The sequence below is a fragment of the Streptomyces sp. SCA2-17 genome, from assembly GCF_044336695.1.
Genome location: NZ_CP117521.1, coordinates 250,548 through 274,417, shown reverse-complemented (window position 1 = coordinate 274,417; position 23,870 = coordinate 250,548). Strand labels below are relative to the sequence as shown.

Annotated in this window: 21 protein-coding genes; 9 read left to right on the top strand and 12 right to left on the bottom strand. The window is 73.6% G+C overall.

What is annotated here, in order from left to right; translation table 11 throughout:
* Positions 1-30: 30 nt before the first annotated feature.
* Entirely contained in the window at positions 31-696 is a 666-nt protein-coding gene (locus PS271_RS01235) for a hypothetical protein (RefSeq protein WP_398379282.1), read from the top strand.
* On the opposite strand, the gene PS271_RS01230 is transcribed toward PS271_RS01235, so the two are convergent.
* Positions 659-1,252, bottom strand: coding sequence for a hypothetical protein (locus tag PS271_RS01230; protein WP_398379280.1), 594 nt, complete (start codon positions 1,250-1,252; stop codon positions 659-661). The two genes, PS271_RS01235 and PS271_RS01230, sit on opposite strands and share 38 nt — an antisense overlap.
* Positions 1,253-1,439: 187 nt before the next feature.
* On the opposite strand from PS271_RS01230, the gene PS271_RS01225 reads away from it, so the two are divergent.
* Positions 1,440-2,039 (top strand): DUF4291 domain-containing protein, encoded by a 600-nt coding sequence (locus PS271_RS01225; protein ID WP_398379278.1) that lies wholly within the window; start codon positions 1,440-1,442, stop codon positions 2,037-2,039.
* 616 nt (positions 2,040-2,655) lie between these two features.
* On the top strand, positions 2,656-2,979 hold the full coding sequence (locus PS271_RS01220; RefSeq protein ID WP_398379276.1) for a hypothetical protein: 324 nt from the start codon (positions 2,656-2,658) through the stop codon (positions 2,977-2,979).
* Between the two features lie 367 nt (positions 2,980-3,346).
* Here the strand turns inward: PS271_RS01220 and PS271_RS01215 are convergent, their stop codons facing one another.
* Positions 3,347-4,189, bottom strand: coding sequence for a hypothetical protein (locus PS271_RS01215; RefSeq protein ID WP_398379274.1), 843 nt, complete (start codon positions 4,187-4,189; stop codon positions 3,347-3,349).
* A gap of 218 nt (positions 4,190-4,407) precedes the next feature.
* Here PS271_RS01215 and PS271_RS01210 point away from each other — a divergent pair, with 218 nt between their 5' ends.
* Positions 4,408-5,460: a hypothetical protein gene (locus PS271_RS01210; RefSeq protein WP_398379272.1), complete on the top strand. Its 1,053-nt coding sequence runs from the start codon at positions 4,408-4,410 to the stop codon at positions 5,458-5,460.
* 116 nt (positions 5,461-5,576) lie between these two features.
* Here PS271_RS01210 and secD read toward each other — a convergent pair whose 3' ends face one another.
* Positions 5,577-7,910 (bottom strand): protein translocase subunit SecD, encoded by a 2,334-nt coding sequence (gene secD / locus PS271_RS01205; RefSeq protein ID WP_398379270.1) that lies wholly within the window; start codon positions 7,908-7,910, stop codon positions 5,577-5,579.
* A gap of 97 nt (positions 7,911-8,007) precedes the next feature.
* Positions 8,008-8,430, bottom strand: coding sequence for a hypothetical protein (locus PS271_RS01200; RefSeq protein ID WP_398379268.1), 423 nt, complete (start codon positions 8,428-8,430; stop codon positions 8,008-8,010).
* A gap of 204 nt (positions 8,431-8,634) precedes the next feature.
* Here PS271_RS01200 and PS271_RS01195 point away from each other — a divergent pair, with 204 nt between their 5' ends.
* Positions 8,635-9,258 carry a DUF4352 domain-containing protein gene (locus PS271_RS01195; RefSeq protein ID WP_398379266.1) on the top strand — a complete coding sequence of 208 codons (624 nt, stop codon included), beginning with the start codon at positions 8,635-8,637 and terminating at the stop codon, positions 9,256-9,258.
* Positions 9,259-9,272: 14 nt separating this feature from the next.
* Here PS271_RS01195 and PS271_RS01190 read toward each other — a convergent pair whose 3' ends face one another.
* From PS271_RS01190 to PS271_RS01175, 4 genes are all read right to left on the bottom strand, one after another.
* The gene (locus PS271_RS01190) at positions 9,273-10,187 is read right to left on the bottom strand and encodes a LysR family transcriptional regulator (protein ID WP_398379264.1); all 915 of its coding nucleotides are present in this window, start codon (positions 10,185-10,187) and stop codon (positions 9,273-9,275) included.
* 114 nt (positions 10,188-10,301) lie between these two features.
* Positions 10,302-11,501, bottom strand: a complete 1,200-nt coding sequence (locus tag PS271_RS01185) for a glycine C-acetyltransferase (protein WP_398379262.1) — start codon at positions 11,499-11,501, stop codon at positions 10,302-10,304.
* A gap of 67 nt (positions 11,502-11,568) precedes the next feature.
* Positions 11,569-12,597, bottom strand: a complete 1,029-nt coding sequence (gene tdh, locus PS271_RS01180; protein ID WP_398379260.1) for an L-threonine 3-dehydrogenase — start codon at positions 12,595-12,597, stop codon at positions 11,569-11,571.
* Between the two features lie 161 nt (positions 12,598-12,758).
* The gene (locus PS271_RS01175) at positions 12,759-14,177 is read right to left on the bottom strand and encodes a D-alanyl-D-alanine carboxypeptidase family protein (RefSeq protein ID WP_398379258.1); all 1,419 of its coding nucleotides are present in this window, start codon (positions 14,175-14,177) and stop codon (positions 12,759-12,761) included.
* A 210-nt stretch (positions 14,178-14,387) separates the two neighbouring features.
* On the opposite strand from PS271_RS01175, the gene PS271_RS01170 reads away from it, so the two are divergent.
* Positions 14,388-15,074 carry a hypothetical protein gene (locus tag PS271_RS01170; RefSeq protein WP_398379256.1) on the top strand — a complete coding sequence of 229 codons (687 nt, stop codon included), beginning with the start codon at positions 14,388-14,390 and terminating at the stop codon, positions 15,072-15,074.
* 69 nt (positions 15,075-15,143) lie between these two features.
* Here PS271_RS01170 and PS271_RS01165 read toward each other — a convergent pair whose 3' ends face one another.
* The gene (locus PS271_RS01165; RefSeq protein WP_398379254.1) at positions 15,144-16,661 is read right to left on the bottom strand and encodes a glycoside hydrolase family 47 protein; all 1,518 of its coding nucleotides are present in this window, start codon (positions 16,659-16,661) and stop codon (positions 15,144-15,146) included.
* 529 nt (positions 16,662-17,190) lie between these two features.
* Here PS271_RS01165 and PS271_RS01160 point away from each other — a divergent pair.
* The 3 genes from PS271_RS01160 (at position 17,191) to PS271_RS01150 (ending at position 20,067) form a co-directional block, all read left to right on the top strand.
* On the top strand, positions 17,191-18,150 hold the full coding sequence (locus PS271_RS01160) for a D-2-hydroxyacid dehydrogenase family protein (RefSeq protein WP_398386615.1): 960 nt from the start codon (positions 17,191-17,193) through the stop codon (positions 18,148-18,150).
* A 163-nt stretch (positions 18,151-18,313) separates the two neighbouring features.
* Positions 18,314-18,811 (top strand): flavin reductase family protein, encoded by a 498-nt coding sequence (locus tag PS271_RS01155; RefSeq protein ID WP_398379252.1) that lies wholly within the window; start codon positions 18,314-18,316, stop codon positions 18,809-18,811.
* A gap of 170 nt (positions 18,812-18,981) precedes the next feature.
* On the top strand, positions 18,982-20,067 hold the full coding sequence (locus tag PS271_RS01150) for a polyprenyl synthetase family protein (protein ID WP_398379250.1): 1,086 nt from the start codon (positions 18,982-18,984) through the stop codon (positions 20,065-20,067).
* A gap of 70 nt (positions 20,068-20,137) precedes the next feature.
* Here the strand turns inward: PS271_RS01150 and PS271_RS01145 are convergent, their stop codons facing one another.
* From PS271_RS01145 to PS271_RS01135, 3 genes are all read right to left on the bottom strand, one after another.
* A complete protein-coding gene (locus PS271_RS01145) occupies positions 20,138-21,127 on the bottom strand; it encodes an SCO0930 family lipoprotein (RefSeq protein ID WP_398379248.1) in 990 nt (329 codons plus the stop codon).
* A gap of 152 nt (positions 21,128-21,279) precedes the next feature.
* Entirely contained in the window at positions 21,280-22,797 is a 1,518-nt protein-coding gene (locus PS271_RS01140; RefSeq protein WP_398379246.1) for an NADH-ubiquinone oxidoreductase-F iron-sulfur binding region domain-containing protein, read from the bottom strand.
* On the bottom strand, positions 22,794-23,588 hold the full coding sequence (locus PS271_RS01135; protein WP_398379244.1) for a hypothetical protein: 795 nt from the start codon (positions 23,586-23,588) through the stop codon (positions 22,794-22,796). Before PS271_RS01135 ends, PS271_RS01140 begins: the two co-directional genes overlap by 4 nt.
* Between the last annotated feature and the right edge of the window lie 282 nt (positions 23,589-23,870).

Here is a 23,870-nt window from a genome sequence, read left to right as displayed (position 1 = left end):
GCGTACGTACGTCGAGCGAGGGGACAACCGGTGATCCACCTGACTGAGACCCTGGCCCTGCAGAGCGTCGAGGCCTTCCTGACCGAGGCGGAGCGGGAACACCTGATCAAAATCATGGACAGCGAGTGCGCGGCGACCGGCTGGCGGCCCCGGCACCAGGCCGAAGTCCTCCGGGCGCCCGCGCCCGCCCAGGAGATCCTGCGCGCCGCCACGGCCCGCTCGCTGCACGTCCTCCAGCGGGCCCTGCCCTCGGTGGCCGCCGACGCCCACTGGGGCTACACCGAACTGACGGAAGGTCAGTGCATCCCGACGCACATCGACGGCATCCCCGACCCGGCCACGGCGCCCCGGCGCATCGGACGGATCGGGGTCGTCGTCCAAGAGGCCGAGGCGGGAGGCGAGTTCTACATCGAGACCACCGCCAGCCCGGCCGTCTGGTCCGGCACCGTCGTCGGCGAACCCGAGGGCTACGCGCCCGGCACGCCCCTGACGCACCGGCTGCCGCACGTGCCCGACCACGGGGGCCTCCCCACGTGGCTGGAGGAGGTGCCCAGCACCCGCTGGATCACCCCCGCCGGCCCCGGCACCGGCCTCGCCTACGGCGCCCAGGTCCTCCACGGCGTCCAGCCGGTCCGCTCGGGCCGCCTCCGCAAGTTCGTCACCGACTTGCTGGACACACCGGCGGCGCGGCGGTAGCCGGGAGCTGCGGGGCCCGGTGTCTGCGGTGGTAGGAGACCGTGACGGCCGCGAGCAGCGGGCCCCAGGCGAGCAGTGGCAGGTAGCAGGCCCTCATGAGCCAGAGCCGGCCCCCGTGGAGGTCGCGCTCAGGGTGCACGAAGAGGATCTGCACGACCGGCAGCAGGGTGAAGAGGAGGCACAGGAGCACGGCACCGGTCGCTGCTGCGGTCACCGCCGCCTTCGGGACGACGCGACGCCCGCCCAGAACCGGTATCCAGCGCGGCATCACCTCGCCCCAGGGGCGCACGAGGCCGAGCGTGAGGAAGGCCAGCGCCTCGGAGAGCAGACTGAGGCCGAGCATGTAGGCCGTGCCCCAGCCGGGCGAGTGGAACTCCTCGCGCAGCACCCCCGCGCCGAACCCCAGGGGCACCCCCAGCGCCAGGGCCACCCGCCACAGGCTGGACGGCAGCACACAGGCCACCGCAAGCCGTGCGGCCCGTACGGCCCACTGATCCGGCGGCGGCACGGCACGGACGGCGGGCGCCGGGGTCGGAGCCGGGGCGGTTGCGGTCATGTCATCAATGCTCACCGCACCATCGTGGCCGGGAGGACGACGGCCCGGACTCGTCCCGGAGGACGATCCCGATAGCCGCACGGGGGAGCGGCCCCGGCCCCGTGGTCGTAAATCGGTTGGCGGGTCACCGCCGCCCACCGAGACTGACCCCATGCAAGACATGCAAGACATGCAAGGCATGCAAGGCATGCAAGAGGCGCATGACCCCCATGAACCCCACCGCCGTATCCGGGCGGTGTACACCGACACCACCATCACCGTCTACCAGGCGTACGCGCCCCGCCTCGGCCATCCCGCGGCCAGGGACGGGCGCTTCCCGCCCGCGTGGAAGCGCGACCGGATGACGTGGATCAAGCCGTCCTTCCTCTGGATGATGTACCGCTGCGGCTGGGCCACCAAGACCGACCAGGAGTGCGTCCTCGCGATCGAGATCGACCGCGCCGGCTTCGACTGGGCCCTGGCCAACGCCTGCCTCTCGCACTACGACCGTGACGTCCACGCCGATCACGACGCCTGGCGCCGCGAGCTGAAGGCGGCGCCGGCCCGGGTCCAGTGGGACCCCGAGCGCGACCTCCACCTCAAGGCCCTGCCCCACCGCTCCCTCCAGCTCGGCCTCGCGGGCGAGGCGGCGCGCCGGTACGCCGACGAGTGGACGGTCTCCATCACGGACGTCACCCCGCTGGCTCGCGAGATCCACGGCCTGGTCGCCGCGGCCGAACTGACCGAAGCCCGCAGCAGACTGCCCCAGGAACGCCCGTACGAGCCGTCCGGCGGCGTATGCCCGTAGCGGGTTCATGACCGGAAGACGCCCGTCGCCCTGCCATGAACCCGCCGTTGCTCGCACGCGTGCCCGGCGGTGCAGAAAGGGGGATCGTCCGGTCGCCCCATCGGACAGCCGTCGCCGGCCGCCGCCGCCAAGGGCAAGGCGCTCCTGGACAGCTTCTCCCGCTCGGCGGGCGCGCACTTGGACGCGATGGCTGTGCGCTGACCGGTGCGAGTGCGTCCGTGGTAGGCGAGCCGCAGGCAGTGGGCCGGTTCCTCCGGGGCGTGGCCGGTGGAACGGGCGCCAGGAGGGCCACTCCTCACCGTATAGAGTGGTTTGGGGCAATCTGGTTGGTAATTCTGGAGTTTTATATTCCCCTGCCTGTCACGCTGGCCGCGTCTGCCCGCACTTGCGCAGATCAAAGGCCTTGACCGCGCCGGACGCGTGAAATCCGCCAGTTCACCGGGAGTTCGCCTTGCCTCGATTCGACTTGCTGCGTAGGCACGCCAACGTGGTGTTCGCCGTTCTTGCTCTCGGCGCGGCCTGCACCTTGGCGTCCGCTACCCCCGCAACCTCAGCCCAGACCGCTCAAATCGCGCCCCAGATTTGGAAGTTCAGCGGATCCGCAGGGCAGACCGGGGTGGCAACGGTCCTCGACGGGGAGACGGGCGCGGTCATCGGCGCGGTGAACCGGCAGTGCGGTGCCCGCGCCCTTGACTCGCGACCGGCTCCGGCCGGGGGCAAGGCTGTGTGCACCGACGTCCTGGTCTTTAATGCGGGAAGCGTTACGGGGTATCAGGTCGTCCTCGTCGGGGCCGTCCCGCGGGCCGACGGCACGACCGCGTACATCGAGTCGATCACGGGTGGTTCGGTGGGCTACGACGGAGCCGGCGGGACGGCGCACGTGACCCCCGTCAGTGCGACCGAGTACAAGGTCCGCTTCACCGGTCAAAACCTCGGCTGAGCCTCCCCGAGCGGCACTCCACTGACAAGGCGACAAGGTGACACCGCGGCCCTGCCACGCCGCCCCCGGCCACTGACCTCATCGCCGGCTGCCTCGCCGACACCGGCCTTGCCCTTGCGGCTCGCGCGCGACACCTCCCCGAAGGGGCCGGTGATCGCCAGGGCGCGAGTGATGCCCGGGACGTTCACCGCAGGCTCAGGCGCCCGCTGCTGCCGCGGTCCGGATGCGGAAGGCGATCTTCGCCTTGGACTCGCCGTTCGCGAGCCCGGTCCGTATGGCGGTGGTGCCCACCCCTAGCGGGTTCATGGCCGGAAATGGGTGGTCGCCCTGCCATGAACCCGCCGTTGCCCGTGCGCGTGCCCGGCGGTCAGATGTTCGCCAGGAGTTCTTCGAGGGGGAGGGCCGCGGCGTCTTCCGCGGGGCGGGAGACGTACAGGGCCGTGTGGAAGTAGCCCTCGGTCTCCTTGCCGCGGGGGTCCTCGCCCGTGGCTTCGACGGCCGCGACCGCGTAGCCCTGCTCTTCCGCGCCGCTGAAGTGGCGCTGGGGGAACGTGCGGGCCGTGTACTTCTCGGTGTGCAGGCCGTGCGCGGCCAGGGCGTCGGAGATCGGGGCGTACGAGGCGGTGCGGAGGACGAACGAGGCCACCCAGGCCGGTTCGTCCGTGTCCGCCGTGAGCGCCTTGAGGGTTCTGGCGGAGAGGAACGTGGTGCCGCCGGTGATGGTGATGAGCCGGGCCGGCCGCGTCTGCCGCAGCAGCTCGTTGCTGGGCTCGGCGGTCTCCAGGTTCTCGGCGAAGCCTCCGTCCAGCAGCCCGACGGCCCGGGCGTAGGAGACGGCCTGCGCGGCCACGTCGATCCCGATGACCCGCGCGGCCCCGGGCCGCCGCCGCGCCGCGAAGTACGCCCGGTCGTCCTCGATGAGCTCGGCGGTGGTGAGCGGCGCGAGCCGTGGGGAGGTGTAGCGCGCGTACAGCTCGTCGAGTGTGACGTCGTGGTTGAGGAGTGCCGCGTTGATGCCGTAGGAGCAGCAGATGTCGACGACCGTCAGCGGCGCGGTCGCGGCCGTGGTCCTGCGGGTCTCGGCCATGCGCCGGAAGACGGCCTGGGCATGATGCGGTGTCTGGTACTCCAGAGGTCCCAGCACCGTGAAGTACGCCCGGGGGTCGGGCTGGTCGTAGATCTTGTCGAACGAGGTCATCCCGGAGGTCATCGTACAAATCCTCTCGCCCCTGGGGCCGGCCGGAGACCGCCCCGCTACAGGTAGAGCCTCCGGGGCCGAAAAGGGAACAGGGCAGGGCCTAAAACCAGCCATTTCCGACCGCCATGACGCTTCGTGCTTCCCGTGGCCCAGGGTGCCCGTGGGGCGTGGCGGGCCCACGTCTACAGTTGCCGCTCCGAACAGGTAAGTACGAGATAAAGCGAGAGCGCGTGTCAGTCGAGAGGCCTGCGTCCGGGAGACGCAGCAAGAGCATTTCCTCCCAGGAGCCCGAAGGCTGGCGCACCGGCCCCGCCTGGCAGGAGATGAACGGGCGGGCGGCCCGCAAGCGGCGGATCCTCGGTGCCGTCGGCGTCGCGGCCGCCGCCGCGGCCACCCTGGCCGTGCTCCGGCCCGAGCTGGTCCTCTCCCGGATACCGGGCGCGTGGGACGGCGGGAAGAGCGACGCGAAGACGGCCTCCCACGGCACGCCGGCGCCCCTGGCCCCCGAGACCGAGCGGCCCAGCGGCGCCCCCGCCGGCACCGAGGGCGTCGCCACCCCCGACCGGCCCTTCGCCGGATCGCCGGCCGAGCAGTACGCCGACGGCGCGGCGGGCATCGTCGTGCCCGAGGCGCGCGCCGCGGGGACGATGTCGCAGGAGGAGGTCGCCGAGGGCCTGAAGCTGGCCAAGGACTTCCTCGTCGCCGCCAACCTGGACCCGGCGGTCATCCGGGGCGAGCGCCCGGCGGCGGCCCTCGCCCTGCTCGACCCGTACCAGGACGACCTCGTCACCCGCACCGGCGCCGCACTCGACAAGCCGGGCCGGGAGCACGACCCGGTCAGCCTCTTCAGCCGCTTCGACGGCAAGGAGGTGCGCATGGTGGGGAAGACCGTGAAGACCCGCGGCCGGATCACCTTCGCCGAGCACAAGGACGGCTCCGTGGGCATCCACGCCGACGTCACCTTCGTCTACCCGCTCACCAAGAAGGAGCAGGGGGCCCCGGCGATCGAGCGCACCATTGTGCGGCGCGTCCTGGACACCGACCTCCTCGACCCCGAGCGGTTCAAGGTGACGCCGGGCAGGCTGACCGTCCGCTCCTACGACGTGGACATCGCCAACTCCGCCTGCGGAGTCCACGACGGTTTCCTGCACCCCGACTTCGGCCGGGGACGCCCCTCCGGCACGGCTCAGGCTCCTTCCGGCCCCGCCGTCGACCCCTACGACCGCAGCCGGGACCTGGACGCCGGCCGGGGCGAGGGGTGCGGAACGGTCACGCGGACGTGAAGGACGGGCGGCGGCCCGCGCGCGTGAACGTGCTGCCGCCGCCCGCCCGCCGTGCGCCGCCTCCCGCCCGGGAGCCCGCGAGCCCGCGAGCCCGCGCCCCGGCGCACGACAGCGCGTCAGACCACCGCCCCCGAGCCCCGGCGCCCGGACTTCGCCCCCGCGCGCGGCGCCGGAGAAGCCGCCTCGCCGGGATGCCGCCCTTCGAGGACCACCGCCAGCGGTGCCGCCGTCAGGACGGTCGAGGCGATGCCGAACAGCACCCCGGCGAGGAGCGCGATGGAGAAGTCGGCGAGCGAGTCGCCGCCGAGGACCGCGAGCGCGGCGAGGACGAACAGCACCCCCATGCCCGTGTTGAGCGTGCGCGGCACCGTCTGCAGGATCGCGCTGTCGACGGCAGTGACGAGCCCGGCCCGGCCGGTGCGGTCCGCCCGGGGGCGCATCTCCCGGATGCGGTCGAAGACGACGACCGTGTCGTTGACGGAGTAGCCGACCACCGTCAGCAGCGCGGCCAGGAAGACGCTGTCGGCCGGCCTGCCCAGCCACGCGAACAGCCCGGTCACCAGCAGGACGTCCTGGACCATCGCCGCCACCGCCGCCGTCGCGAAGGTCCAGCGGAACCGTACGCTGAGGTACAGGAGTTGGGCCGCCACCGCGGCGCCCAGGGCGAGCAGCGCCTTGTCGCGCAGCTCGCTGCCCAGGCTCGGCCCGATCCGCTCGTCGCGCTCGACGGTGACGTTTCCGCCGTGCGCCTCCAGGGCCGCCTTGATGCGCTGCTGGTCGCCGTCCGACAGGTCGCCGGAGCGGACGACGACGTCGCCGTTGCCCGCCTTCTGCACGACGGCGCGCGGGAACCCGGCGTCACTGACGGCGCCCCGTGCCCGCTCCACGTCCACGGGGCGGCTCGTGCCGTACTCCACCAGCCGGCCGCCGGTGAACTCGACGCCCAGGTGCAGCCCGCGCACACCGATCCCGGTGACGGCGAGGGCGAGCAGCGCGCCGCTGACGGCCAGCCAGGTGCGCCGGCGCCGCATCAGGCGCGGCCCGCGGCGCACGAGGAAGGCCCGGATGCGGCCGGCCGACGCGACCCCCGCCAGCCGCGGCCGGCGCCGCACGCCGCGCAGCCGCAGCGCCCACTCCGCGAGCACCCGCGTGATGACGAGGGCGGAGACCATGGAGGCCACGACGCCCACGGACAGGGTGACGCCGAAGCCCTTCACGGGGCCGGTGGCGAAGAAGAACAGCAGCCCGGCGGCGAGCAGCGTGGTGACGTTCGAGTCGACGACGGCGCTCCACGCCTTGCCGAAGCCCTTGCGCAGCGGGCCGCGGAGGTCGGACGAGGCCGCCGGGCGGCGCGCGTACTCCTCGCGGGTCCGCTCGAAGACCAGGACGTTCGCGTCCACGGCCATGCCGATCGCGAGCACGAAGCCGGCCAGCCCCGGGAGGGTGAGCGTGGCGCCGAGCGCGACCAGCGCGGCGTACGAGATGAGCCCGTAGAGCGCGAGCGCCACCGTGGCAAGGACGCCCAGCAGCCGGTAGACGGCGACGACGAACACCGCCGTGCACACGAGGCCGATGACCGCCGCGGCCGCGCTCGCCCGGATCGCCTCGGCGCCCAGCGTCGGCCCGACGGTGCGCTGTTCGACGACCTCGACCGGTACGGGCAGGGCGCCGCCCTTGACGAGCGCCGCCAGGTCGCGCGCCTCGGAGTCGCCGAACCCGCCGGTGATCTGCGCGCTGCCGCCCTGGATGCCGGTGCGGCACGGCACGCTCTGCTGCATCGCCGGCGCCGACACGACGCGGTCGTCGAGGACGATCGCGACGCGCCGGGCGGCGTCCCCGGGCGCGGCACAGGCCGCCTCGCCCGTGACGCGCGCCCAGCTCTTGTCCCCGCCGCCCCGGAACGAGAGGGCGACCGTCCAGCCGCCGCCGGTCTGCGTGTCGAGGACGGCCCGGGCGTCCTTGACGTCCTTGCCGGTCAGGGCGGGCGGCCCCAGGCGCAGGTGCCGCCCCGGCGCGTCGGGGTCGGGCAGCGTGCGCGCTTCGCCGCCACCCGGCGCGGACGCGCCGAGGACGGGGTGGAAGGTGAGCTGCGCGGTGCGCCCGACGACCTCGGCGGCCTTGCGGGGGTCCTGGACGCCGGGCAGTTCGACGACGATGCGGCGCTCGCCGGAGCGGGCCAGCGACGGCTCGGCCACGCCGAGCGCGTCGACCCGCTGCCGCAGTACTTCCAGGGCCCGGTCGGTGGAGGCGGCATCGGCGCGGGCGGCCGGGCCGTGACGGGTCTCCAGCACGATCTGGGTGCCGCCGCGGAGGTCCAGGCCGAGCCGGGGCGGGGTGGTCAGGGCGAAGTACAGCGAGGCGGCGACAGCGGCCAGGGCGAACAGCGCGCGCCACAGCGGGGCGCGGCGCGACCGCGGTTTCCGGGATGTCCCGGGTTTACGGGATGACATGGGTTCTCCACTTCACGGCATACGAGGCGGAGCGCCGGCCGCTGACCGCCCGCCCCGGCTCAGGGCCGGGAGGGCAGGGGGGACCGCGCTCGTGGCGTCAGCTGCTCCGTGGAGAGGGAGGGCCGCGAGTGGTGCGTGAAGAGGGGGCCGTGGCGGGCGGCGCGCGCTCCTGCCGCGGGCCGGCGATCTCGCCCGGCGGCAACGGAACGGCGAGCGGCCCCGCCACCGGGCCGGGCACGGTTCCGGGGAGCCCGGGCAGCCGCGAGTGCTGGACCGCGGCGGACGCGTGGAGGCCGTGGGCGGCGAGGGCGTGGTCCACCGCCGCGGGGTGCGTGCCGGGCGCGTGGACGGCGGGACGGACCTGTCCGGCGGAGCCGGTGGCGGAGGTGGAGGCGGCGGGAAGAAGGGCGGTGCTGTTGCCCGTACTGCCGGCGGCCGTGCCGCAGACCGCGCCGAGCAGGAGGACGAGCAGGGCCCACAGGGCGACCGGTGCAGGCGTACGCCGCGCGTGGACGCTCACGACGCCTCCGTTCGCTCCCGTTGTTACGACCCGTTGTTACGAGCCGATGTTCCGATGCCACGATTTGATCACTCGATTGTCACAGGAGCCCCGTCGACCCCTCGATTGGCCGGAACCCGCCCGGCGGCGAGGTAAGAATGTGCACGTCAAGCACGGAAGTGTGCACGTCAAACCATGCAACGCATCCATTACGGGGGATTCATCATGCGTCGTCAGCTCCTCACCGCCGCGGCCGTCATCGTGCTCGCGGCCACCGCCACCGCCTGCAACGGCGACGGCACCGACCCCGCGGCCGATGCCAGCGCCTCGGCGAACCAGAGCCCCGCGGCCCAGGGCAACGGCGGCCAGGGCGGCGGCCAGGACAAGGGCCAGGGTCAGGACAAGGGCCAGGGCCAGGGCGGCGACGCCCACGCTGTCGGCGGGAAGCTCACCCTCAAGGGCAAGAAGGCGGGCGAGCAGCTCGACGTCACCCTGAAGGGCTTCGCCGACCCGGCCCACAGCGACAACAAGTACAACAAGCCGGCCGCCGGCAAGCGCTTCGTCGCCGCCCAGTTCGAGCTCGTCAACACCGGCACGGTCGCCTACTCGGACAGCCCCTCCAGCGGGGCCAAGGTCATCGACGAGCAGGGCCAGGGCTTCACCCAGACCATGGGCGGCGTCACCGAGGGCCCGAAGTTCCCGGTCACCGTGAACCTCGCCCAGGGCGCCAAGGCCCTCGGCTGGGTCGTCTTCTCCGTCCCCGAGAACTCCAAGACGGCCAAGGTGCAGTTCACGATGGACGGCGGCTTCGCCAACGAGACGGGCGAGTGGACCCTGAAGAAGTCCTGAGGCAGTGACGCCCGTCAGTTCGTCGACAGCGAGCCCGCGACTTCCGTGAGCGCGTCGAGGACCGGCCGGAACAGCGGGTGGTCCTCGGCGCCCTGCCGCACCGCGGCGAACACGCGGCGCGTCGCGGCCGGGCCCGCGACGGGGCGGACGACGGTGTCCTTCAGCTCCATGCCGCGCAGCGCCGAGCGCGGCACGAGCGCCACCCCCGCCCCTGCCCCGGCCAGGGCCACCACGGCGCGGAAGTCGTCGGAGGAGTGCACGAGCCGGGGCTGGAAGCCGGCCAGCTCGCAGGCCAGGACCACCACGTCGTGGCACGGGTTGCCCGGGTAGGGGCCGATCCAGTCGCAGTCGGCGAGCTGGTCCAGGCCCACGCGGGGGCTGTCCGCCAGCGGGTGGGACGCGTGCAGCACGGCGTCGAACGGCTCGGCGTAGAGGGGGACGCGCACGAGCCGCCGGTCGTCCTCCCGCGGCGCGCCCCGGTACTCGACGGCGAGGGCCACGTCGGCCTCCCCGTCCAGCACCATCGGCAGGCTCGCGTCGCCCTCGGCGTCGCGCACCCGCAGCCGGATCCCGGGGTGGCGGCCGGCGAGGAGGGCGATGACGGGGGCGAGCACCTCGGCGATGCCGGTCGCGAACGCCGCGACGGTGAGCTCCCCGGCCGTGCCGCCCGCGTACGCGGCGAGCTCGGCCTCGGCCCGCTCGAGCTGGGCGAGGACCTCGTGGGCGTGGGTCAGCAGGATCTCGCCCGCCGCGGTCAGGCGCACGCCCCGCCCGCTGCGGGTCAGCAGGACGTGGCCGGTCTCCTGCTCCAGCGCGGCGAGCTGCTGGGAGACGGCCGAGGGGGTCAGGTACAGCGCGGCGGCCGCGGCGGTCACCGTACGGTGGTCCGCCACGGCCCGCAGGACGCGCAGCCGCCGGGGGTCGATCACCCCGCCATTTTGCCAGGAACACGCGGTAACCCCGCAGGGGCAGCCCGCGGCAGGGCTACCGAGGCTGCCCGGCAGGGTGACCGGGGCCGCCCGCGGCCGGGGCTACCGAGGGGTTCAGCCCCGCAGCGCCTTGCGCGCGTCGATGAACGCCGCGATCGCACGCTCGACGTCCTCGGTCGAGTGCGCCGCGGACAGCTGGACGCGGATGCGGGCCGCGCCCATCGGCACCACCGGGTAGGAGAAGCCGATGACGTACACGCCGCGCTCCAGCAGGAGCTCCGCCATCCGGCCGGCCTCCGCCGCGTCACCGATCATGACGGGGGCGATGGCGTGGTCGCCGGGCAGGATCTCGAAGCCCGCCTCGGTCATCTTCGTGCGGAACAGCTCGGTGTTGGCCTTCAGCTTCTCCCGCAGGTCGCCCGCGGACTCCAGCAGGTCGAGGACCTTCAGGGAGGCGGCGGCGATGACCGGCGCGAGGGAGTTGGAGAAGAGGTACGGGCGCGAGCGCTGGCGCAGCAGGGCGACGATCTCGGCGCGGGCGGCGACGTAGCCGCCGGAGGCGCCGCCGAGGGCCTTGCCCAGGGTGCCGGTGATGATGTCGACGCGGTCCATGACGCCGTGCAGCTCGGGGGTGCCGCGGCCGCCGGGGCCGACGAAGCCGACGGCGTGCGAGTCGTCGACCATCACCATCGCGTCGTAGCGGTCGGCCAGGTCGCAGATCTCGCGCAGCGGCGCGACGTAGCCGTCCATGGAGAAGACGCCGTCGGTGACGATGAGCTTACGGCGGGCGCCGCCCTCGTTCGCCGCCTGGAGCTGCTTCTCCAGATCGGCCAGGTCGCGGTTGGCGTAGCGGAAGCGGCGGGCCTTGGACAGGCGGATGCCGTCGATGATGCTCGCGTGGTTGAGGGCGTCGGAGATCACCGCGTCCTCGGCGCCGAGCAGGGTCTCGAAGACGCCACCGTTCGCGTCGAAGCAGGAGGAGTAGAGGATCGTGTCCTCCTGGCCGAGGAACGCCGACAGCCGCGCCTCCAGCTCCTTGTGGACGTCCTGCGTGCCGCAGATGAAGCGCACCGACGCCATGCCGTAGCCCCAGCGGTCGAGGGCGTCCTTGGCGGCGGCGACGACCTCGGGGTGGTCGGCGAGGCCCAGGTAGTTGTTCGCGCAGAAGTTCAGGACGTCGCCGGGGGCGCCGCCGGCGGTGACGTTGACGGAGGCGCTCTGCGGGGTGCCGATCACACGCTCGGGCTTGAAGAGACCGGCCTCGCGGATCTCGTCGAGGGTGGCGCGGAAGTCGTCGCGGACGGACGCGTACATGCGGGGGACTCCTTACGGAGAGACGGGAGGAAGAAGAAGGGGACGGACGGCCGGCCGGGTCGGGCGGTCAGGCGGTCCAGTCGAGGATGATCTTGCCGCTGCGGGCGGTGGCGGCCTCGTCGAAGGCCGCGTCGAAGTCCTTGTACGAGTACTTGCCGGTGATCACCGGGCTGAGGTCCAGGCCGGCCTCCAGCAGCACCGTCATCGCGTACCAGGTCTCGTACATCTCCCGGCCGTAGATTCCCTTGACGGTGATCATCGAGGTGACGATCTTCGCCCAGTCGACGGGGAACTCCTGGGCCGGCAGGCCCAGCATGGCGATCCGGCCGCCGTGCGTCATGTTCGCGATCATGTCGCGCATGGCCTCGGGCCGGCCCGACATCTCCAGGCCGATGTCGAAGCCCTCGCGCAGGCCCAGCGTGCGCTGCGCGTCCGCGATCGACGCGCCGGAGACGTTCAGGGCCAGGGTCGCGCCGGCCTTGCGGGCGATCTCCAGGCGCGGCTCGCTGACGTCGGTGATGACGACGTTGCGGGCGCCGGCGTGCTTGGCGACGGCCACGGCCATGATGCCGATCGGGCCCGCACCCGTGATCAGCACGTCCTCGCCGACGAGCGGGAAGGAGAGCGCGGTGTGCACGGCGTTGCCGAACGGGTCGAAGATCGCGGCGACGTCGAGGTCGACCTTCGTGCGGTGCACCCACACGTTGGAGGCGGGCATCACGACGTACTCGGCGAACGCGCCGTCGCGGCCCACGCCGAGGCCGACCGTGCTGCGGCACAGGTGGCGGCGGCCCGCCAGGCAGTTGCGGCACTTGCCGCAGACCAGGTGGCCCTCGCCGCTGACCAGGTCGCCGGCCGTGATGTCCTGCACGTCCGCGCCGACGGCCGCGACCTCGCCCACGAACTCGTGGCCGAGCACCAGCGGGGTGCTCACCGCGCCCTGGGCCCAGCCGTCCCAGGAGCGGATGTGCAGGTCGGTGCCGCAGATGCCGGTGCGCAGCACCTTGATCAGGACCTCGTCGGCGCCGTACTCCGGCTCCGGGACGTCCATGAGCCACAGCCCGGGCTCGGCCTTGTGCTTGACGAGTGCCTTCATGGCTGCGGCTCCAGGCGTGGTGAGGCGATCTGTTGCGGGTGGACCCACGGCGTGTGGATCTACTCCGTGCGCGCACCAATGTGCCCAGTGATGACCGTGAAGTCCATCGAGGTTTTCTTAAGCGGGGCAACAGCAGAACTTCACACGGTGCGCGCGTGCCCTCACCCGAGGCGGATCAGCCTGGCCCCCGCGCCCGGCGCCGCCATGTCCTTCTGGAGGGCGACCGGCACCTGCGCCCGGCCCGGCCCGGTCCCGACGGCGAGCGCGCCGACCTCCGTACCGGCCTTGGCCTCGTGCGGGACGCCCTTGCCGCCGGCGGTGAGCTCCAGCTTCGCCTTCAGCCCGCCCCAGCCCACGGCCCGCAGGTCCCGTGTCGCGACGACCGGCGTCCGGCCGCCGAGACCGTCGTCCACGTGCCCGACGACATCACCCTTACGGACCACCGTCGCGGGGACCAGCGCGTCCTGCACCGCCTCGATCATCTTGTAGCTGCGCTCCTTGACCACCTTCAGGTGGGCGTTGGCGTCGTCGCTGCCCGCCTGTCGCTGCGCCATGGTCGCGCCGACGATCAGGCGCTCCTTGCCCTCGATCGTCCGCTTCGCCGCCCACATCAGCGCGCCGCCCGCCGGGCCGCTCGACCCCGTCTTGATGCCGAGCCCGCCCGGGTTGGTGACGAGCAGGTCGTCGTTGTTGTTGTAGATGCGGTCGGGGAGGCCGGGGATGTCGGCGTTGGGCATCTTGACGATCGTCCGGAGGACGTCGTTCTTCATGACCTCCCGGGCCAGCTCGACCTGGTCCACGGCGGTGCTCACGGTCGACGCGTCCAGCCCGCTGGGGTCGGTGTACGTCGTGTCGTCCATGCCGAGCTCCCGGGCCGCTTCGTTCATCTTCTTCACGAAGGCGTCCTCGGAGCTCGCGTCCCAGCGGGCGAGCTGCCGGGCGATGTTGTTGCCGGACGGGATCAGCAGCATCTGGAGCATCTGGAACTGCGTGTAGCTCTGCCCCTCCGACACCTCCACCCGCGACTCCTCCTGGGCGCCCGCCTCCTTGGCGGCCGTGGCGTCGATCGTGATCCGCTCGCCCTCCTCGCCGGCCTTGAGCGGGTGGTCCTTGAGGATCACGTAGGCGGTCATGACCTTGGCGACGCTCGCGGTCGGCACGGGCTTCCGCTCGCCGTACGTGCCCAGACTGCCGACGCCCACGACCTCGGCGGCGGCCTGCCCCTCGCCCGGCCAGGGCATCGTGAACGCGTCACCCGTGAAGGTGTACGGGCTCCCGGCCACCACGAACTCCGGGTCCGGCAGGGGCCGGAGCAGCTGGACGGTGCCGAGGAGGACGGCGAGCAGCAGGACGAGCGGCGACCAGATCTTCAGCCGCCGCGCCACGGTGCGGGACGCGGACGGCGGGGGAGCGGGGCGGTTGGTGAGCTGCGTCAGCAGGTCGAGGGGCGCGGGCTGTGCGGGGGCGTCCGCCGGCCGTTCCGGCGTCCCGGCGGGCTCCGGGGCTTCCGGTGCGGGCCGCTCAGGAGTCTCCGCCGGCTCCTTCTGCCGCTCCGCCGTGCCGGGGGACTCTCCTGCCACCGGTGCCTCCTCCAGATCGTCACCACTCGTCTTCGAACCGACGTGCTAGACGAGCGCGACATACCTGCTGGTTCCGTTACCAATCAACTGATCCGATGAGTGTGTGTTCGTCATGGAAGCAACCCGTTGGTACCGGCTCGGTCAACGGCCCTCCGCGGCCGCTCCGGCGGCAGTACGGTCCCCGTGCGCGCCGAAGCCTTGGGGGGATCCATGCGCAAGAACCTGCTCGCCGCCGCTGCCGTCGTCACCGCCGTCGGCTGCCTCACACTCACCGCCTGCAACGACGACGACGCGAAGGGCGGCGGGGCGAGCCCGTCGCGGACCGCCGGCAGCAAGCCGGCCACATCACCAGCCACGTCACCGGCTGGGTCTCCGGCCGGGTCCCCGGCCTCGGCCCGGCCCACCGCCTCCAACGGCCCCAAGGGCGCCGCACTCGCCTTCGGCGAGCCCTCGCGGACCGTCGGAGCGGGCACGGTCGGCATCCTGGAGATCACCCCCACGACCGTCGTCTACGCGAAGGAGGGCGGCCGGACGACCCCGCAGCACGGCACCTTCGCCGTGGTGACGCTGCTGGAGAAGTCGCTGAGCGCCAACCCCGCCGACGAGGAGGCGGCCGCCAAGGGCGGCGGCTGGCGGTGGGTCTCCGCCGACGGGCAGTCCGTGCCCGCGGGCAACGGCAACGCCGCGAAGGTGGTCCTGGCCAAGTACCGGCACTCCGGCGGCATCGCACCGGGGACGTCCCAGACGCGCGCCAAGGTCTTCGACCTCACGCCCGCACAAGCCAAGGGCGGCACGATCGTCTACACGGACGGCACGAAGAGCGACGACCGCTGGACGGTCCCGGCCACGGACACCGGGCCGCAGGCCGCCGAGGTGAAGCAGCAGCTCAAGCCCTGACCGTTCACACGCCCTGCATCTCTCATACGTCCTCCACGTCTCACACGTCCCGCATACGTCTTACACGTCTCACATGTCCCGGAAGCCGGCGAGGACCTTCCCCTCCGTGCTCAGCCAGCCCCGCTCGTAGTCGAAGCGCGGGGCCTCGGCGAAGGTGAGGTACAGCCACTTGAAGTTCTCGGCGAACACGTACGCCGGGCAGAGGTCGCCCTTGGCCATCGGCCGCCGGGTGACGTCGGTGAGCACCGTGTAGCCGCCGGGCACGCGGTGGTGCCGCTTCAGGTTCTGGAAGTAGCGCCACGCCGTCGTCCGGTAGTAGGGGTCACCGGTCTGCCAGTACATCTGGAAGGCGCAGTTGGCGTACTCGGGGCGCAGGTCGTTCCGCGGGCTCAGGACCTTGAGCCCGCGGCCGTAGTCGATCTCCTCGGGGACGACCTCGTACTTGTCGAGGACGGCCGTCCAGGAGCGGTAGTGGCCGGCGGCGAGGTCGTTGTCGCCACCGACCGGCAGCACGGCGACGGACAGTGCGGACGCCCGGCGGCTGATCAGCTGCCCGGTGGTGAAGTCGACGTGCTTGAACCAGAGGCGCCCGTCCACGTGCTCGGCCTGGTGGCGGCGCATGGCGGCCGCGAACATCTTGAACCAGTCCCGGCACTCCACGTCGCCGAACATCACCCACGCGCCCCACAAGTACTCGTAGAACGAGTCCGCGGGCGGGTTCACGGCCACGCTCTCGCGGTCGGCCCACCGGCCGGTCTCCACGTTCATCCGGGTGGCGAGCAGGTCGAGCGACGACCGCCGCTGCACGACCGCGCGCAGGGCTCCCTCGGCCGCCCGCCGGTAGCGGGCGTCGCCGGTGAGCCGGGACAGTGCCCCGAACTCCAGCACGTTGGTGCCGATCTCGGCCAGCGGCAGCGTGGCCCCGCGGACGTGCCCCGTCCGCAGGTTGACGTACCGGTAGGGCATGCCGGTGGGCGACGCGGTGAAGGCGGGCAGCAGCCGGTCCGCGAGGTCCGTGCAGAGGCTGAGCAGCTCCTTCTCGCCGGTGGCGAGATGGGCCGAGAGGAGGCCTCCCACCAGCCGGATGGTGGACTCGAACACCTGGAAGTCCGCGTTCACGTCGAAGTCCAGGTTGTCCTTGATCCAGGCGACGCAGCGCTCGACCTCGTCGTCCAGCTCCATCAGGTGGAGCGTGTCGACCGCCTCGATGATCGACAGGCCCACCGGCCGGCTCTTCGCGAAGAACTCGCGGTGCCGGCCCGACACGGGGAGCACCTCGTCGTGCCCCCAGGCGAACCGCTTGTACCCCTCCCACGCATGGCCGAACTCCGCGCGGATCTCCTGCGCCTTCGCCCGGTCCGGCCGCTCCGCCCGCCGCCGCGCGCCGGGCGGTGCGGCCAGGGGCGCGGCAGGAGACGCCCCGCCGGGCAGCGGCGCCACGGCCCGCCGCCCGCCGCCGGGCTCCGCGAGGACACCGGGCCCGGCGCCCGCCGTGAGCCCGCCCGTGACGGCGAGCGCGCGGAGCAGGCCGCGACGGGTCGTGAACCCGCGCAGGGCCGTCCGGGCGCCGAGCGATGCGTACGTCATGACGGGCAGGCCCTCCTGGTCACCGGTTCCCCACCCGGACACTTGACCGCAGTATGCGTCGGCTCCGCCGCTGCGGGCGGCAGGCGCGGCGGTGCTCCTCGCGGAGCCCCCGGGCGCTTGTGTCCCGGATCACTCCACCGGCCCGTCCGGCCTCCATTGACCCCGGTCGGCCGCCTTGGCGAGGATGATCGAAAACCAGGCCTTCGGGGGGAGGGCGTGAGTTCCGACATGGCGCATCGCGATCCGGGCACGTGCCGCGCCCCCGGCACCGCCGGCCTCTCCGCACGCCGCAGCCGAACCCCTTGCCCCGGCCCACCGCTCACGCACCGGGCCCCGCTGTCCCAACTCGCCGGGGCCGTACGGGAGAGTGCACCGCCGCCGGCCCCCGCCGTGAGCCGGGCCCGCGCAGGCATCCCCGGGTCGCCGGGCGCCGCCCGCCCGCAAGGCCGCACCGGCCGGTGACCGGCACGGCCCACGACCGCCATCCACACCGAGGGAAAGTGCTGACATGACTGAGGAAAGCGCTGACATGAAACTCCGCTGCGCCGTGCTCGACGACTACCAGTCCGTCGCGGCCACCGCCGCCGACTGGTCGCCCGTCACCGATGACGTCGACGTCGTCTCCTTCCCCGGTCACTTCGGCACCGAGGACGCCCTCGCCGCCGCCCTCGCCGGCTTCGACATCGTCGTCACCCTCCGCGAGCGCGTCGCCTTCCCGGCGTCGCTGTTCGCCCGGCTGCCCCGGCTCAAGCTGCTCGTCGCCACCGGCATGCGCAACTCCGTCATCGACTACGCCGCCGCCGAGCGGCACGGCGTCACCGTGTGCGGCACGGACACCTCCTCCACGCCGCCCGTCGAGCTGACCTGGGCACTGCTCCTCGGCCTCGCCCGCGGCATCGTGCCCGAGGCCACCGCCCTGCGCCTGGGCGGCCCCTGGCAGTCCACCGTCGGCGCCGACCTGCACGGCCGCCGCCTCGGCCTGCTCGGCCTCGGGAAGACCGGCAGCAGGGTCGCCCGGATCGGCCTCGCCTTCGGCATGGACGTCGTGGCGTGGAGTCAGAACCTCACCGAGGAGCGCGCCGAGGAGGCCGGCGTCAGCCTGGCGGCCTCCAAGGAGGAGCTGCTGGAGACCAGCGACTTCGTGTCCGTCCACCTCGCCCTGAGCGACCGGACCCGGGGCCTGCTCGGCGCCGCGGAACTCGGCCTGATGAAGCCCACCGGCTACCTGATCAACACCTCGCGGGCCGCGATCGTCGACCAGGACGCGCTCGTCGAAGCCCTGCACACCGGGAGCATCGCGGGCGCGGGCGTCGACGTGTTCGACACCGAGCCGCTGCCCGTGGACCACCCGATGCGCACCTCGCCGCGCCTCCTCGCCACCCCGCACCTCGGCTACGTCTCCCGCGCCAACTACGCGACGTTCTACGGGCAGGCCGTCGAGAACATCCGGGCCTACCTCGCGGGGTCGCCGGTCCGGCGGCTGGGCTGACGCCCCCTGCCCGTACGGCTCGCTCGTACGGCCCATCCCTTCCCGTAGCACCGAAATCACCAGAACACCGGAACCGTCGGAGCGCACCTGTGAGCAGCACGAACCCTCGCACGAGGAACCCCGGCCCCGCCCGCCCGGGCCCCGCCCGCGCCGAGGCCGGGCGGTGACCGTCGACGCGGCCACCCTGCGCTCGGTGCTCCGGGCCCACGCGTCGGGCGTGGCCGTCCTCACGGCGCCCACCCCGGCCGGGCCCGCCGGGGTGACCATCACCTCCTTCGCCTCGCTCAGCGCCGAGCCCGCCCTGGTCTCCTTCGCCCTCGCCGACTCCTCGTCCACCTGGGCGCGGATCAAGGACGCGCGCTGGTACGGCATCCACGTCCTGGGCGCCGGCCAGAGCGATCTGGCGGAACGATTCGCCGCCCGCGGGACCGACCGCTTCGCGCCGCCCACGCGCTGGACCGGAGGCCTCCACGGCGTGCCGCTCCTGGAGGGCTGCCCCGCGCGGCTCGTCTGCTCCCGCCGCGACGTGATCCGCACCGGTGACCACCACCTGGTCGTGGCCGCCGTCGAGCACGCGGAACGCGGCGAGCCCGGCGACGGCCTGGTCCACCTGCGCGGGGCCCTGCACGCCGTCGGCCCCACCGCACCCGCCCGCCCCTGACGCCACGTCACGGCGGGCGCCGCAGGCGACCCCGGGGGGCGCGCCCCGGGGAGCTCCGCGCAGCCACGACCGGTGCGCGGTGCGCCCTTCACGCCCCGAGCGCTGCTGATGAACCGGGCCCGCCCGGAGGTATATTCGCGCTGGGACGCGACACCGGAGGGGACCGCCTCATGTCGACTCCTGAACTCGCGACCGCGCCTTTGGACCTGCCCGTCATCCGGGGCCGGGTCGACGTCGTGCTGTCCGCGTTCCTGGAGAAGAAGGCCCGCGCGGCCGCCGCGGACAGCCATCCGGCCGTGGTCACGGAATTCCTCAGGAGCTTCCTCTTCTCCGGCGGCAAACGCCTGCGGCCCCTGTTGTGCGTCATCGGCTGGCACGCGGCGGGCGGCCACGGCATCCCCGCCCCCACCCTGCGGGTGGCGGCCTCGCTGGAGATGTTCCACGCGTTCGCCCTCATCCACGACGACCTCATGGACGACTCGGCCACCCGCCGCGGGCGGCCCACCGTCCACCGGGCCTTCGCCGACCGCCACCGCACCGGGCGCAGCGGCGCCGCCGCCGACCGGCTCGGCAGCGGCGCCGCCATCCTCATCGGCGACGTCGCCCTGGTCTGGTCCGACGAGCTGCTGCACACCGCCGGGCTGCGCTCCGGCCGCCTCGCGCACGTCCTCCCGCTGATCGACACGATGCGCACGGAGGTGATGTACGGCCAGTGCCTCGATCTGCTGGCCACCGGCCGGCCCACCGCGAGCACCGCCCGCGCGCTGGCGATCGGCCGCTGCAAGACCGCCAAGTACACGGTGGAGCGCCCCCTGCACATCGGCGCGGCCCTCGCCGGCGCCGGCCCGGCCTTCCGCGCCCTGCTCAGCAACTACGCCCTGCCGCTGGGCGACGCCTTCCAGCTCCGCGACGACCTCCTCGGCGTCTACGGCGACCCGGCCGTCACCGGCAAGTCCCGCCTGGACGACCTCAGGGACGGCAAGCACACCACCCTCGTCGCCCTGGCCCTCCAGCGCGCCGACCGCGCCCAGCGGCGGGTCCTGCGCACCCTGCTCGGCAACCCGGAGCTGGACGAGCAGGGCGCCGACCGGATCCGCCGCCTGCTCGCCGAGACCGGCGCCCACGCGAGCGTCGAGCAGCTCATCCAGTCCCGCTGCGCCCAGGCCGAACAGGCCCTCGCCCACGACGCCTTCCCGCCCGCGGCACGCACGGCGCTGCGCGGCCTGGCCCGGGAGGCCGCCGTACGGACCGCGTGACTGGGTGAATGCGCGGTCCGTACCGGACGAGTGAGGCTACGTCAGGAGCGGTGCGGAAAGGCGCTCCGAGTCAGCCCTGCGGCGCCGAAGTGACCTTCTTGCCCTGGTCGTTCACCGCGAACCACAGCCCCTGCTTGCCCTGCCCCGCGGTGTCGCCGGGCTTCTTGTCGCCGGTGAACCAGTACACCGGCCAGCAGTCGACCGCCAGCTGCTTCGTGCCGTCCGGCCGCGTGACCGTGCTGATCAGCTTGTCGGGCACGCCGCGCACGGCGCTCTTGTCGACGGGCTCCGCCGGCTTCCACGTGTCCAGGCACGTGCCGGTGCAGGCGAACTTCATGGGCCAGGCGCTGTCCTTGTTGAACCGGTACAGCGTACGGCCCTGCCCGTCGACGACGATCTTGCCGAGGGCGGGGTTGTCGGCCACCGAGACACCGGCGGGGGCCTGCGCGTCCGGCTTGCCGCCCTGGCCCTCGCCCTGCTCCTCGCCTTGTTTGCCGCCGCCGGCCTTCTTGCCGTCGGGAGCGAAGGCGCTCCACGTGCCTCCGACGCCCTGCCCCTTGGTGTCGCCGGGCGCGGTGTCCTTGGCGTAGCGGTAGACGGGCCACCCCGCCAGGGTGAGCTGCTTGGTGCCGTCGGAGCGCTCCACCTCCCCGACCGCCGCGCCGATCCCGGAGGCGGCGGTCGCGTCGCCGGCGGGCACGGGCGGCCAGGCCTTCGCGCAGTCGCCGTCGCACATCGAGGCGGGCGGCTTCGCCGTGTCCTTGTCGAAGCGGTAGAGGGTCATGCCGGCGCTGTCCGCGACGACGGAGCCGATCCCCGGGGCCTCACGCACCGTCATTTCCTTGGCCGGGGCGTTCTTGGCCTGCGTTTGCGAGGAGCCGCCGGAGCCGTAGGAGCCTCCGGAGCCGGCCCCGTACCCCTCGCCGATCTTCGAGGAGCTGCCGGCCGGGGCCTTGCCGTAGTCGTCCTTCGCGGACGTACCACCGCCGCCGCAGGCCGCCGTGAGTGCCATGACCGTGATCGCCGCTCCCGCGAGGGAGACGTGACGCAGCTTGTTCATGAGTCGTCCTTTGCTCGTGTGCTGTGCTCCCTGTGACGGCGGTGGTCCGCCGTTGCAGGGGAGATACGGGGCCGGCCCGCCGTACGCTCAACGGGGCCGGAAACTTGTCATCCGGTGATAGAAATCCGGTGCCGGAAAGCGGCACCGGGCGCTCAGCCGGCGGCCGCGATGCGCAGGGCGAGAGCGGGGCAGCGCCGCACCGCGCGCAGGGCCCGTCCGCGCATCCGCGCGGGCAGCGGCATCACGGCCCGCTCGGGATAGCCGTCCGCGCCGAGCCGCAGCAGCCCGGGCAGCAGGTCCGCGCACAGGCCGTGTCCCCGGCACAGCGTCCAGTCCACCAGCAGCTGTTCGGCCGGGGCCTGTGCGGAGGAGTCCGTACGGGCCCCGGACACGGCGGTGTGCAGCAGGTCCCCCTCGGGCAGCGGCAGGGCGCCGAGCACCGGGCGGGCACAGCCGTGCCCGAGGGCGTGCGCCGCGAACTCGTCGGCGAAGACCGCGAGGGCCGAGGCCACGAAGCGAGCGCTGCCGTCGGGGTGCCCGCACGCGCCGCGCTGCTCCACGGCGGACATCCGGGCGCGCGCGGCGTCCAGGGCGCGCTGCCCGCCGCCGTCCGCCGCGTCGGCGAGCGCGTCCGCGAGGGAGGGCAGGCCGAGGGCGCACGGACCGCACTGCCCGGCCGACTGCGCCGCCAGCCACCGGGCCATCCGCACCACCTCGCCCACGGGGCAGGTCGTCTCGGGCAGCGGCAGCACCGCGCCGGCCCCGAGCGCGCCGCCGGCCGCGGCGAGCGAGTCGCGTGAGACCGTGGCCGCGCGGGCCGCCTCCGGCGGGAGCCAGCTGCCGTGATAGCCGCCGACCAGCACGCCCTGGCCCGGTGCGGTCCCGCACAGGTCGAGGATGTACGTCAGGGGCACCCCGGTCGGCGTCTCCACGACGTGGGTGCCGGCCACGGTCAGCATGACGGTGCCGGGCTCGGTGGGCAGCCCGCACGCGCCGTAGCCCGTGGCCCCGAGCCGCGCCGCCGCGGCGAGCTGGGCGAACGTCTCGGTGTTGGAGAGCAGGGTGGGCGCGCCGCCGAGCCCGCTCTCACTGGTGCGGACCCTGCGCCCGGACGGCAGGGCCGGGCCGCCGTCGAGGCCGCGGACGAGCGCGGAGCTCTCGCCGGTGACGAAGCGCTCGGGCAGCAGCGTCACCTCGGCCTGCGGCCCGGGCCCCGGCCCCCGTTCGGCGAGGGCGCGGCGCACCGACCGCTCGACGTCGGGCCGGGTCACGCCCACGGCCACGCGGTGCGCGCCGAGGGCCTGCGCCGCCATGAGCGCGCCGTCGAGGACCAGGTGGGGCGCGTAGAGCAGCAGCGCCGTGTCCTTGAGGCAGCCGGGCTCGCCCTCGCTGCCGTTGACGACGACGGACGCCGAAGAGCCCTTGCGGCGCTGCGCCGCGGCGACGGCGCGCAGCTTGCGGGCGAACAGGAAGCCCGCGCCGCCCCGGCCGCGCAGCCCGATCTCCTCGGCGATCTCTGCGAGTTCCCCGACGTCCGGGTCCGGGGCGGGGCCGTGCACGGCCAGGTGCGCCTCGCGGTCCATCCACGCCGTTTCGTCCAGCCCGGCCAGCAGCCGCGGCGGGCCGACGGTGGCCAGTGCGGGTACGGGCGCGGGTGCGGTACGGCTCATGAGGTGCCTCCGGGGCCGGTGCGCTCCGCGCGTTCCTCGCGCAGCCGTGCGCGCAGGCGCAGCGCCAGCGCGGCGGCCACTCCCGCCAGGCACAGTGCGTACGCCGCCGTGGCCCAGCCGGCCGCGGGCCGGCCCGCGTGCAGGCCGTGCACCAGGGCCGCGCCCCAGGCCGGGTAGGCCGTCATGTGCAGGGCCCGCCACCGGCGCGAGCCGTTCGCGCTGCTGAACGCGCTGCGGAACGCCCCGCTGACGGCCACCGCGACGAAGAGGTAACCCGCCATCGTGCCCAGGCCGATGAGGAACGGTTGCCCGTTGTCGGTGAACGGAACGGCCGCGGCCGCCGGGCTGGTACGGTCCTCGGCAACCTTGACCCAGATGTGCAGGGCGAGAAAGCCGAGCCCGGCCACGGCCAGTCCGCGGTGCACGCCCTGGGCGAGGAGGCGGTGGGCCGGGCCCAGCAGCCGCCGGCCGGTCGCGGCCAGACCCCACAGCACCGTGGAGGTGAGCGAGACGAGCGCGAGCACTCCCGCGCCGAAGTCGAGGAACTCCTGCGTCCGTTCGGCCACGCCGGCCTGTGCGGCGACGGCGAGGAGCAGCAGGATCGCGGCGGGCAGGGCCGGGCGGGCCGAGGGCCGCGTCTGCGGCCGGCCCCGCGCCCGGCCGGCCCTCCTGGTCCCTCCGGCCCGGCCTGCGGCGGGGCGTTGCCGGCCGCGGGGCCCGCTGCGCGGCCGGGACCGGGGCGGTCGGGGCCGCGGACGGGGCGGCGGCGGGATGGTTTGCATTCGCGACATGTGCATGCGGGTCTCCGAAAGGTGGCCGCCGGTGCTTCCGGCAACCGCCCGTGTTCCTGAGAAATCCGGAAATCCCTCGCATCGGCGCTGTCCGCCGGGAGGGCCCTTGTTGAATTCACGCGGTGTGACCGGCCGGCCACCGGAGGCCCGGCGGCCGAATGTGCGGAAGCATCGTCCATCTCCGCAGGATCTTCATAAGGTTTATCGCGCTGTGACAAATTCCCGTACGGCTGTCCCCTCGGTGGCCGCCGACTGCTGATGATGCCCACTCAGGCGAGAGGC

What these genes read in the sequence shown, in the direction of transcription:
- PS271_RS01230 (WP_398379280.1), bottom strand. Translation starts at nt 1,252, where the DNA reads ATGACCGCAACCGCCCCGGCTCCGACCCCGGCGCCCGCCGTCCGTGCC.
- PS271_RS01225 (WP_398379278.1), top strand. Translation starts at nt 1,440, where the DNA reads ATGCAAGAGGCGCATGACCCCCATGAACCCCACCGCCGTATCCGGGCG.
- PS271_RS01215 (WP_398379274.1), bottom strand. Translation starts at nt 4,189, where the DNA reads ATGACCTCCGGGATGACCTCGTTCGACAAGATCTACGACCAGCCCGAC.
- secD (WP_398379270.1), bottom strand. Translation starts at nt 7,910, where the DNA reads ATGTCATCCCGTAAACCCGGGACATCCCGGAAACCGCGGTCGCGCCGC.
- PS271_RS01195 (WP_398379266.1), top strand. Translation starts at nt 8,635, where the DNA reads ATGCGTCGTCAGCTCCTCACCGCCGCGGCCGTCATCGTGCTCGCGGCC.
- PS271_RS01185 (WP_398379262.1), bottom strand. Translation starts at nt 11,501, where the DNA reads ATGTACGCGTCCGTCCGCGACGACTTCCGCGCCACCCTCGACGAGATC.
- tdh (WP_398379260.1), bottom strand. Translation starts at nt 12,597, where the DNA reads ATGAAGGCACTCGTCAAGCACAAGGCCGAGCCCGGGCTGTGGCTCATG.
- PS271_RS01170 (WP_398379256.1), top strand. Translation starts at nt 14,388, where the DNA reads ATGCGCAAGAACCTGCTCGCCGCCGCTGCCGTCGTCACCGCCGTCGGC.
- PS271_RS01165 (WP_398379254.1), bottom strand. Translation starts at nt 16,661, where the DNA reads ATGACGTACGCATCGCTCGGCGCCCGGACGGCCCTGCGCGGGTTCACG.
- PS271_RS01160 (WP_398386615.1), top strand. Translation starts at nt 17,191, where the DNA reads ATGAAACTCCGCTGCGCCGTGCTCGACGACTACCAGTCCGTCGCGGCC.
- PS271_RS01150 (WP_398379250.1), top strand. Translation starts at nt 18,982, where the DNA reads ATGTCGACTCCTGAACTCGCGACCGCGCCTTTGGACCTGCCCGTCATC.
- PS271_RS01145 (WP_398379248.1), bottom strand. Translation starts at nt 21,127, where the DNA reads ATGAACAAGCTGCGTCACGTCTCCCTCGCGGGAGCGGCGATCACGGTC.
- PS271_RS01140 (WP_398379246.1), bottom strand. Translation starts at nt 22,797, where the DNA reads ATGAGCCGTACCGCACCCGCGCCCGTACCCGCACTGGCCACCGTCGGC.
- PS271_RS01135 (WP_398379244.1), bottom strand. Translation starts at nt 23,588, where the DNA reads ATGTCGCGAATGCAAACCATCCCGCCGCCGCCCCGTCCGCGGCCCCGA.